Below are 10,641 nucleotides of genomic sequence, written 5' to 3' on the forward strand. Positions count from 1 at the left end.
GGCCCCGCCCCCGGGGGGCCCCCCCCCCCGGGGGGGGCGGGGGGCCCCCCCCCCCCCCCCCCCCCCCCCTCGCCCCGCCTCCCGGGGTGGGGCCGGTCTACCTGCGGCATCGCCCTGCTTACACTGGGCGCGTGCTGCTCTCCGATCGCGATATCCGGGCCGAGATCGCCGCTGGGCGTCTCGGTGTCGAACCGATGTTGGAGTCGATGGTGCAGCCGTCGAGCATCGACGTACGCCTCGACGGGCTGTTCCGGGTGTTCGACAACAGCCGCTACACCCACATCGACCCGTCCCTGCAGCAGGACGAGCTCACCAGCCTCGTCGAACCCAAACCGGGCGAGCCGTTCGTGCTGCACCCCGGCGAGTTCGTGCTCGGCTCGACGCTCGAGGTGTGCTCGCTGCCCGACGACCTGGCGGGCCGCCTGGAGGGCAAGTCGAGCCTGGGCCGATTGGGCCTGCTCACGCACTCGACCGCGGGATTCATCGACCCCGGCTTCAGCGGGCATATCACTCTGGAGTTGTCGAACGTCGCCAACCTGCCGATCACGCTGTGGCCGGGGATGAAGATCGGCCAGCTGTGCCTGATCCGGCTGAGCAGCCCGGCCGAGCACCCGTACGGCAGCGCAGCGGCCGGCTCGAAGTATCAGGGGCAGCGCGGGCCGACGCCGTCGCGGTCGTACCTCAACTTCCCGCTGCCGCCCGCCTCGCTCAACGCCGTCGAAACCCGCTGACCGGTCACCGACAGCGCCAGGTGCAGCACCAGCGACAGGGGCGGTAACACATCCCTGGCGACGGGCGGACGCACCCAGTGACAGCCCTCCCTGCTCCAGCGGCCCAGGCTGGTCGGCAGCATGACCGCGCTGCCGACGCCGGGGATATCGATATCGAGTCCGGCCAGCTCGGTGGCCACCTCGGCCGGCGGTCTGGCATCGGGTTCGGCGAGCAGACTCCAGCGGATCTGCCTGGCCAGCACGGGTCCCTCCCGGTGCTGCTCCCGTAGGGCCGCGAGCACCAGTTCGGCCCGCGTGGTCGGCAGATGCACCACACACAGCCGATCGGTGATCGGCAGCATCACGAAGCCACCGCGCTCGCGAACGGGTAGCCCGAATTCGCGCTGGTAGCAAGACACCCAGTCATCGACAGTCCTGGCTTCCACCTGTCCAGGATCTCCCTTTTCGCACGTCCGCGGCCACTGCCCCGCACCGCCCTTTCACTGCCTCAGGCAACCGATTCGGTCAAGATTGTGGTGTGTCTCACTGTCTCCCTCGTACTCTGGAGGAAGTTGTCCGTCGGATGAGGTGACGCTGTGGTCGGGGAGTGGACGGGAAGAGAAGCCAGAGCACTTCGTGATGCCAAACGAATGAGCATCCGGGAGTTCGCGGCTCATCTCGGCGTGCACGAACGACTGGTGTCGAAATGGGAGGCCGGCGGCGCGCGTGTGCGCCCACGGCCGGTGAATCAGGCCGCGCTCGACACGTCGCTCGCGCGTTCCGACGACGTGGTCCGCGCACGTTTCACGACGCTGCTCGCGCCCGCGGGAGGTGACGTCGACCTGCTCGCTTTCGTCGACGCCGGGGCGAGCAAAGGCGCTGTGCCCGAGGTGATGTCGGAGAGGGAGTTGATCATGGCGGCTGCGCACGAGGCGAGCGAGCACGCGGCCGCCGCGGAGAGCACGAATGTCGGCGCGACCACGCTGGCCCAGCTCGACGCCGATGTCCGGCGGATCGCGAACGAATACGTGCACGCCGCACCGGCGCCGATGATGGTCGAGATGCTGCGGGTGCGGCGCCGGGTGTACCGACTACTCGACGGGCAGCAGAAGCCGGGCGACACCAGTCACCTGTACCTGCTGGCCGGAACGCTGTCGGGCCTGATGGCCAACGCGAGCACCGACCTCGGCTATCTCGACGCCGCGGGCGAACAGATCAGAGCCGCATGGGCTTACGCGGAACTGAGCGGGCACAACGGCCTGCGCGCGTGGACGAGGGGCATGCACGCGCTGATCGAGAACTGGTCGGACCGGCCGCGCAACGCGGTCCAATTGGCGCGCAGCGGCCAGGAATTCGCCGGCGCCGGCATCGCCCGGGTGCGGTTGCTGAACATCGAGGCGCGGGTGTGGGCGCGGCTCGGCAGCGACACCGAGACCGATCGCTGCCTGCGCGCGGCGGAGACCTCGGGCGGTGAGGTGCGCGACGAACTGCACGACGAGATCGGCGGCGTGTTCGGCTTCCCCGAACCCAAGGCGGCCTACTACGCGGGCGCCACCTGCATCCAGCTCGGCCGCGCCGAACAGGCGCTGGCCGCCACCGAACGGGCCATCGCCCTCTACAGCGGCGGCCCCGCCCGGCAACGCTCCTACGGCGCCGAATCGCTGGCCAGGGTCGACAACGCCGCCGCGCATCTCATCAACGGCAGCATCGACGGCGCGGCCGACGCCCTGCGCCCCGTCCTCGGTCTGCCCGAGGACCTGCGCATCGCGCAGCTCGGCGAACGCCTGGTCGGCCTGCGTCGGCGTATCGCCGCTCCCACCTACCGCGACGCGGTGGAGGCGCGCGGACTCGACGAGCGCATCGAGGAGTTCTGCGTCGCGACCGCCGCGCTCAGCAGCCGTCCCACCTAGGGCATCCCTAATTCGTTTGCGGCCGGATGGCACCATGGTCGGGTGAGTCCGAATCAGTCGCCGCATGTGCCTCCGCGCGTTCTCGAGCAGTCGAAGAAGCTGCAGAACGTGGTCTACGAGATCCGTGGGCCGGTACACGCACACGCGGCACGGCTGGAGGCCGAGGGGCATCGCATCCTCAAGCTCAACATCGGCAACCCGGCCCCGTTCGGGTTCGAGGCGCCCGATGTGATCATGCGCGACATGATCGCCGCCCTGCCGTACGCCCAGGGGTACTCCGAGTCCAAGGGCATCCTGTCGGCGCGGCGCGCGATCGTCACCAGGTACGAGCTGGTGCCGGGCTTCCCGGAGCTGGACGTTGACGACGTCTACCTGGGCAACGGCGTGTCCGAGCTGATCACCGTCACCATGCAGGCGCTGCTCGACAACGGCGACGAGGTGCTGATCCCGGCGCCCGACTACCCACTGTGGACGGCCATGACCAGCCTCGCCGGTGGTACCCCCGTGCACTACCTGTGTGACGAGGCGAACGGCTGGCAGCCCGATATCGCCGATATCGAATCGAAGATCACCGACAAGACCAAGGCCCTGCTGGTGATCAACCCCAACAACCCGACGGGTGCGGTGTACTCGGCGGAGGTGTTGCAGCAGATCGTCGACCTGGCGCGCAAGCACCGGCTGTTGCTGCTGGCCGACGAGATCTACGACAAGATCCTCTACGACGACGCCAAGCACATCTCGCTGGCCTCGCTCGCGCCCGACCTGCTGTGCCTGACCTTCAACGGCCTGTCGAAGGCGTACCGGGTGGCCGGATACCGCGCGGGCTGGCTCGCGATCACCGGGCCCAAGGAGCACGCGGCCGGGTTCCTCGAGGGGATAGATCTGCTCGCCTCGTCGCGGTTGTGCCCGAACGTGCCCGCACAGCACGCCATCCAGGTGGCGCTCGGCGGACATCAGAGCATCGAGGATCTGATCCTGCCCGGTGGGCGCCTGCTCGAGCAGCGGGATGTGGCCTGGGAGCGGCTCAATATGATCCCCGGCGTCTCGTGTGTGAAGCCGAGGGGCGCGCTGTACGCGTTCCCGCGCCTCGACCCGAACGTGCACGAGATCCACGACGACGCGAAGCTGGTTCTCGACCTGCTGCTGCAGGAGAAGATCCTGATGGTGCAGGGCACCGGATTCAACTGGCCCGACACCGATCACCTGCGGATCGTCACTCTGCCGTGGGCGCGGGATCTCGCGGTGGCGATCGAGCGGTTCGGAAACTTCCTGGCCAGCTACCGTCAGTAACGGGTTGAAACAGACCCCAGGTCTGGAATCTTGGACTTTTTGAAGATGCACTAGTGCAAAAGTCCGAGTTTTGTGTACAGTAGTCCTCGGCGCTTCGGCGCCCGGCCCGGTTGTCTACCCCCCCTGGACAACCGAGAGCCCTAGGTACGAGCGCCTACCCCCCTGGGCGCCGGCCACCAGGCGGCGGAGACATCCCCCTGCTCTCCGCCGCCTGTACCTCGGGAGCGTGATCGCCTCGAGTCGTTCTTGAAAACGATATCGCTTAAGGTTTTGGCCGTGAGCGATCATCATCACCACCACCACGACCATTCGGGTCCGATTGCCATCGGGGCTACCGCCGCGAAGGTCGTCGTCGGGCTGCTCAGCGTGATCGGGGCGGTGGTGCTGATCGCGACGGTGCTGCTCTGGCCCGGCGCGCAGCAAGTCGAGATTCCCTTGCCGATGCAGACCGCCACCGGCGGCGCCGTGCAGACCGAGGCGGGCACGGTCGTCCTGCAGGATGTGGGGGCCTGTGGCAGCACCTCGCTCGGACGGGTGTTCACCGACCAGCCCGCCGCGCCGCGCAATGCCGCCTATACCTGTCAGCGCAGTGTCATCCGCATCGACTCGGGGCCGGACAAGGGGTCGAAGACCCTGTTCGAGATCGCGCCGGGGCCCGGTCAGCCGGATCTGCGAGCCGGTGACGAGATCAGGATCGTGCGGGCCGCCGATCCCAGCGGCATCACCATGTACGCGTTCGAGGACTACTCGCGCGGGCTGCCGCTGCTGCTGATCGTGCTCGCGTTCGTGGTGGTGATCTGTGTGGTCGCGCGCTGGCGCGGGTTCAGGGCGCTGCTGGGGCTGCTGTTCGCGTTCGCCGTCGTCGTCATGTTCCTGCTGCCCGCGTTGCTCGACGGCAAGCCCGCGATCCCGGTCGCGCTGGTGTCGGGCGCGCTGATCCTCTACGTGGTGCTCTATCTCGCGCACGGCCTGAACCTGCGGACCAGTTCGGCGCTGCTCGGGACGCTCGCCTCGATGCTGCTCGCGGCGTTCCTGTCCTGGTTGACGCTCGAGGTCACCAACCTCACCGGGCTGTCCGAAGAGCAGAACACCAATGTGGCCACCTATCTCGAGCACGTCAGCATCACCGGACTGCTACTGGCCGGCTTCATCATCGGCTCGCTCGGTGTGCTCAACGACGTGACTATCACCCAGGCCTCGGCCGCCTTCGAGCTCGCCGCGCTCGACGAGGGCGCCTCCCGGCGCGAGATCTTCACCGCCACCATGCGCGTGGGCCGCGACCACATCGCCAGCACCGTCTACACGCTGGTGCTCGCCTACGCCGGTGGCGCGCTGCCGCTGCTGTTGATCTTCAGCGTCGCCGGTCGTTCCATCACCGACGTGCTCACCGGGGACGCGGTCGCCATCGAGATCGCTCGTTCGGCCGTCGGCGGTATCGCGCTGGCCCTCTCGGTGCCGCTCACCACGGCGATCGCCGTGCTGCTCGCGCGGCCGTTCGGCGCCGCCGGGCCCGCCCCGGCACCGCGCCGGGCCAGGCACGCCAGGAACTGACCTAGCCGCCCGGCGGCGGGAACCCGGGCAACACCACCGGCGGCAGCGTCGGGACGACGATCGGGGGCAGGCCGGGCACCACGGTGAAGGTGTTCGGGCCGGGCGGCGGCGGGGTCTCGGTCGTCGGCCCGGAGTTCTGCTGGGTGGCCGGCGGTGCCGCCACCGTGGCGTGGATGGCGTCGGTGGTCGGGGGCGCCGCCGAGGACGGGCCGGCCAGCGTCGGGCGCGGCGCCGACGACTCGGGGACCGCTTGTGACCCGTCGCTGGAATTGCCGCGCTCGAGGACCTCCGGGCCGTAGCCGAGGCCGAGGCCGATCGCGGAGACGACGGCCAGTGCGCTGACCGTGAGCACGGCGCCGTTCAGTTCGCGGCGATTGTGCCCGGACCGGCTGGTCAGCGCGCTCAGCGGACGACGGCGCGCCGGCGCCGTCAGCCATGCGGGGGTGGCGTCGTCGGCCTCACCCACCGGTGCCGTCGCGGGCGCGGCCGGAGCCTGCTGGACCTGCGCGGGGCGGGCCAGCAGCGCGGCGCCGCGCGCCAGTGCCGTCTCCGGCTCCGGCGGCACCAGCACCGGCACGCCGATCGTGCGTTCCAGCACGCGGGCGATCAGCGGAATCCGGCCACCGCCGCCGATCACCAGCACCGCCTGCACTGGATGCTGCCCGCGGATGATGACATCGCGCGTCATCCGTGCCGACGACTCGATCGCCAGCATCATCAGGGCTTCGAAATTCTCCTGCGTGAGCAGCACCAGGCCCTGCTCGCTTGGCAGCGCCACCGCGTTGCTGCTGGACAGCTGCTCCTTGGCCGCGCGGCAGAGCGCGTCCAGCTCGGCGAGCCCCACCGGGTCGGCCGGGTGCGCGATCCGGCCCGAGGCGATCTGCTGTTCCCTGATCAGCGAATCGAGGTAGTCGCCGCTGATGTCGCTGATCCGCTCGCACTGATAGACGTCGCTGGTGCGGGCGTTCACCACGCTCACCGTGAGACCAGAACTGCCCAGGTCGTAGACGGCCAGAGCCGAGACCTCGCGCATATCGGTGGTGGCGTGCGCGAAGTGCACCGCGGCGACGGCCTCGGGAACGAGCTGGTAGTTGGTGAGCTGACGGCGCGCCATCGCCGCCCTGATCGCCCTGGCCTGCGCGTCGCTGCGGAAGGTGACCGTGGTGGCCGTGATCTCGGGCGCGGGGGGGGGGGCGCCCCCCCGCGCCCGCGGCCCGCCCCCCCCCCCCCCCCCGGGCCGCCCCCCCCGGGGGGGCCGCCGCCGGCCCCCCCGGGCGCCCCACCCTCAGTCACTACCGGGAGCCGAGGCTAGCCCGCCCTGTTCCCGACCCGATCCTGTCCCGATTGGTTCGGGCGGGGATCCTTGCACGACCATTCGTACCCGCAGCCGGGCCGCCCCGACTCGAGGCCACCGCCCACCGTGCCCGGAATATCCTTCTCTAGCACCTCCGCGGACGCAACGCCCGCCCCGAGCAGACCGATCGCGGCGATCATGGTCGCGACGATTGCTTTCCTCATGTGTTCCCCCTCCGGGTTTGTTCGACATGATCATGGTGCGCGGCGGCGACTGCCGAAATCTTGTGCCGTTCGCGGGCGTGCGGAAAATCGGTTGCCGCGTTCGGGGAAGTGGGGCAGAGTTCGGGGTGACGTTGGAGAGGAGGTGGATGTCCGTGAGAACACACGTGCGGATTGCTGTGCCCGGGGCCCGCGAGTACGCGGCGGCCCCGACTGTTTCGGACATCACCTCTACTCGCTGAACCCTGGTCGGGTTCGGCACCCGACGAAGGATCTCACATGGTCGACTACGACCGTCTCGTCCCTTACGGCTGGACCGAAGCCGTAGCTTCCGAATACCTTTCCGTGCTCGCCGAGGGTCTGGTTCCGGCGCGCATCATCCGGATGGATCGCAGCGAATGCGATGTGGTGACTCCCACCGGACCGGCACGCGCCGGTTGTCCACGGGAGATCACCGGGCTGTGCACCGGCGACTGGGTCGGCATCGACACCGAGGGCACGGTGCGGCAGCTGTTGCCGCGGCGCTCGACGATCATGCGCTCGTCGGTGTCGGGGCGCTCGGTCGCCCAGGTGCTGGCCACCAATGTCGATACCGTGCTGATCTGTTCCGCCGCCGACGGTGACGTCGACCTGGGACGGATCGAACGGATGCTCGCCCTGGCCTGGGAGAGCAACGCGCAGCCGATCGTCGTGCTCACCAAAGCGGATGCGGCGATGGACATTCCGCTCGATGCCGTGCGTGCCGTCGCGCCGGGGGCGAGTGTGCTCGCGGTGAGCGCGTCGGCCGGGATCGGGCTGGATGTGCTCACGGCGCTGCTCACCGGAACGGTCGCGTTGATCGGGCCCTCCGGCGCGGGCAAATCGACTCTGGCCAACGCGCTGCTCGGCGCGGAGGTGTTCGCCACCAACGCGGTCCGCGCGGTGGACGGCAAGGGCAGACACACCACGGTGCATCGAGAGTTGCGGCCGCTGCCCGGCGGCGGCACCCTTATCGACACCCCCGGCCTGCGCGGGATCGGCCTCTACGACGCGGCCGATGGCATCGGCAAGACGTTCAGCGACATCGAGTCACTGGCCGCCGACTGCCGCTTCGCCGACTGCGTCCACCAGACCGAACCCGGCTGCGCGGTCCTGGCCGCGCTGGCCGACGGCACCCTCCCCGAACGCCGCCTCGCGAGCTACCGCAAGCTGGCCAAGGAGAACGAGTGGATGGCCGCGCGCACCGACAAACGCCTGGCCGCCGAACGCGCCCAGGCTTGGCGCTCCATCGCCAAACAGCAGCGCCGCGAGTACCGCGAACGCGGTCGACGCTGAAATCGCCCGCCGCGCGGGCGGTGCTCGACCAGCACCCCCGCGCGGTCCGCGCGGGTGATCTTGTTTCGGGTCGGGGCGATCCGGGTATTTCGGGCGGAGCCGAACTCGGCGGGAGGCGAGGCCGATCGCGCGGTAGGGTTCGGGCGCACGGTTCGCTATCCGGAGGCTTGATGAGTAACCCCGGCGATTTCTCTCCGCCACCACCCCAGCCCGCAGTCCCCGGCTCCCGCGAATCAGGAAGTGCGCCAACACTTTCCGGTATGGGCGACCGCGTGGCCCCGCCCCTGCCCACCCGCGGCTCGCTTGGCACACCGCCACCAAGCCTCACCCGCGCGGCGGACTCGAGTCCTCCCCCCGCCGGGGCCGATCACACGCCCCCGGAACCAGGCCTTGCCTCCCCCGGCTCCCCTCCACCACCACTCGACCAACCCTTCACCCCCGATTTCGGCCGACCATCAGCGCCGCCGAACGGCTCCGGCCTCGCGGGCACCACACCGCCATCGAACCGCGCCCAATCACCCACCAACGCCACACTGCGGTTCGGCGATTCGCCATCGACATCAAGCGGCCCGACGCCCAGCCTCGGCACACCGCCGAGCGACCCGGCGCTCGACCTCGCAGGGGCCGCCGCCCCGACCATCGGCCAACCTGCCGTCGAAGCGGATAGCGCGGTATCCAACGTCGGCACACCGCCGAGCGACCCGGCGCGCGACGATGCGAGAGCTGCGGCCCCGGGATTCGGGACACCGCCCGCTCCGGGCGCGCCGCCTCCGGGATTCGTGGCACCCCCCGGACATGGTTCTCCCCCTTCGGGATTCGGTCACCCTCCGTTGGTCCCGGTACAGCCGACGCCGGCTGGTCCTGGTGCGCCGATGCCAGGGTTCGGGCAAGCACCGTCAGGGCCGGATCATCCGATCGCCGGTCTCGACCAGCCGCCCGTGCCCGCGCCCGGATTCGACCCGCCGCCTCCCGCCCCGGTCGGGTCGACATCGGGGTTCGGGCCGCCGCCCGCGGGCTTCGGTGAACCACCCGCACCTGGCAGCGGTCCAGCTCCCGGGTTCGGGCAGGACGGACCAGCATTCGGTGGGTTCGGTCAACCGCTATCACCGAATCACCCGATCGCCGGATTCGGCCAGCCGGCAGTGGGTGGCGCCGCTCCCGGTTTCGGGCAGCCGCCGGTATCGCCTGATACTCCAGCGCCCGGGTTCGGGCAGCCGTCGGGGCCGGGTAGCCCCGCACCAGGTTTCGGACACGCGCCATCGGTACCCGGGAACCCCGCACCAGGTTTCGGACACGCACCATCGGTACCCGGGAACCCCGCGCCAGGTTTCGGACACCCACCGCCGGTGCTCGGCTTCGGGGCAGCACCACTGGGACCGGGTGCACCTGCTCCCGGCTTCGGTCAGCCGCCGTCGGGATCTGGTGCGGGCTCGTCCGCGCTGAGCAGTCCCGGCATCGGGATCGTCCAGCCGGGGACGGCCGGCGGGTATCCGCCGGTGTCGTCGCCGGGTGTCGGTCTCGGGCAACCGCATGCAGGGGCGGGTGCCGCGCAGTCGTCGCCCGGGATCGGGCAGGTGTCGTCGCCGGGGTTGAATCTGCCGCCGCACGGGGGTGGGTTCGGGCCGCCCGACAATCCGCTGGTGGGGCAGGCGCCTACGCCGCCGCCGGGGTTCGGGCAGCCGTTGCGGAGTGCGCCGGGGTTTCCGCCGCGGCCACCCGAGGTGGGGACGCGATCGTTCGACGGATTCGCGGCGGCGAGCAGTGGGCCGCAGCCGAGTCAGCCGCAGGCCGGGCCGCAAGGCGTGAATCCGCCTGGGATCACGGTGGATTCGTCGTATCCCGCGATCTCGTTCATGTTGTCGCTGGTCACGCCCAAGATCTTCGTCAATGGTCAGCCGGTGCCGCACGCGCGGTGGGGACAGACTCATGTTCCGGTCGGGCCGGGCATGTATCACGTCCGCGTGGTGACGCCGTGGCTGACGGAGATGGGGCCCGCGGAGATGCAGGTGCCGGTCCAGCCCGGCTCGGGAAGCAAGGTCTATTACAAGCCGCCCGCCGTGATCTTCCTGAAGGGTGCGATCGGGCCGGAGCCCCAGAAGACGCCCGGCATGTTGTTCATGCTGCTGCCGTTCGCGGCACTCGGACTGGTCTTCCTGCTGATGTTCGCCCTTGCCCTGCTGGGCTGACCGGCTGGTCCGGGCGCACCGAAAAACGCCGCCCCCGGAATGGTTTACGGGGGGGGGGGGGGGGTAGGGGGGTGGGGGGGGGGGTTGCGGTTAGGCCGGGGCCCGTTTGACCGGGGGGGGGGTGGGGGGGGGCGGGGGGGGGAACGGGCCGCCACGCGGGGCGGG

8 protein-coding genes are annotated in these 10,641 nt (G+C 70.2%); 6 read left to right on the plus strand and 2 right to left on the minus strand.

From position 1 onward, the window contains the following. Positions 1-131: 131 nt before the first annotated feature. Entirely contained in the window at positions 132-731 is a 600-nt protein-coding gene (gene dcd / locus QH270_RS02795) for a dCTP deaminase (protein WP_280338743.1), read from the plus strand. On the opposite strand, the gene QH270_RS02800 is transcribed toward dcd, so the two are convergent. Next, the gene (locus tag QH270_RS02800) at positions 644-1,156 is read right to left on the minus strand and encodes a hypothetical protein (RefSeq protein WP_280338744.1); all 513 of its coding nucleotides are present in this window, start codon (positions 1,154-1,156) and stop codon (positions 644-646) included. The two genes, dcd and QH270_RS02800, sit on opposite strands and share 88 nt — an antisense overlap. A gap of 204 nt (positions 1,157-1,360) precedes the next feature. Here QH270_RS02800 and QH270_RS02805 point away from each other — a divergent pair, with 204 nt between their 5' ends. From QH270_RS02805 to QH270_RS02815, 3 genes are all read left to right on the plus strand, one after another. Continuing rightward, complete coding sequence (locus tag QH270_RS02805; protein ID WP_280338745.1) at positions 1,361-2,620, plus strand: helix-turn-helix domain-containing protein; 1,260 nt, start codon at positions 1,361-1,363, stop codon at positions 2,618-2,620. Positions 2,621-2,662: 42 nt separating this feature from the next. Further along, on the plus strand, positions 2,663-3,910 hold the full coding sequence (locus QH270_RS02810) for a pyridoxal phosphate-dependent aminotransferase (protein WP_280338746.1): 1,248 nt from the start codon (positions 2,663-2,665) through the stop codon (positions 3,908-3,910). Positions 3,911-4,186: 276 nt separating this feature from the next. After that, positions 4,187-5,461, plus strand: a complete 1,275-nt coding sequence (locus QH270_RS02815; RefSeq protein WP_280338747.1) for a YibE/F family protein — start codon at positions 4,187-4,189, stop codon at positions 5,459-5,461. A gap of 1 nt (position 5,462) precedes the next feature. Here the strand turns inward: QH270_RS02815 and QH270_RS02820 are convergent, their stop codons facing one another. Next, positions 5,463-6,635: an Hsp70 family protein gene (locus QH270_RS02820; RefSeq protein ID WP_280338750.1), complete on the minus strand. Its 1,173-nt coding sequence runs from the start codon at positions 6,633-6,635 to the stop codon at positions 5,463-5,465. A 620-nt stretch (positions 6,636-7,255) separates the two neighbouring features. On the opposite strand from QH270_RS02820, the gene rsgA reads away from it, so the two are divergent. Both rsgA and QH270_RS02830 read left to right on the plus strand, forming a co-directional pair. Then, positions 7,256-8,290, plus strand: a complete 1,035-nt coding sequence (gene rsgA, locus QH270_RS02825; RefSeq protein ID WP_280338748.1) for a ribosome small subunit-dependent GTPase A — start codon at positions 7,256-7,258, stop codon at positions 8,288-8,290. A gap of 1,640 nt (positions 8,291-9,930) precedes the next feature. Continuing rightward, positions 9,931-10,476 carry a hypothetical protein gene (locus QH270_RS02830; protein ID WP_280338749.1) on the plus strand — a complete coding sequence of 182 codons (546 nt, stop codon included), beginning with the start codon at positions 9,931-9,933 and terminating at the stop codon, positions 10,474-10,476. Positions 10,477-10,641 lie beyond the last annotated feature (165 nt).

Source organism: Nocardia neocaledoniensis, assembly GCF_029868625.1.
GTDB lineage: Bacteria > Actinomycetota > Actinomycetes > Mycobacteriales > Mycobacteriaceae > Nocardia > Nocardia neocaledoniensis_A.

Excerpts from the sequence above, each read along its gene's own strand:
- rsgA (WP_280338748.1), top strand. The coding sequence starts at position 7,256 with ATGGTCGACTACGACCGTCTCGTCCCTTACGGCTGGACCGAAGCCGTA.
- QH270_RS02805 (WP_280338745.1), top strand. The coding sequence starts at position 1,361 with ATGAGCATCCGGGAGTTCGCGGCTCATCTCGGCGTGCACGAACGACTG.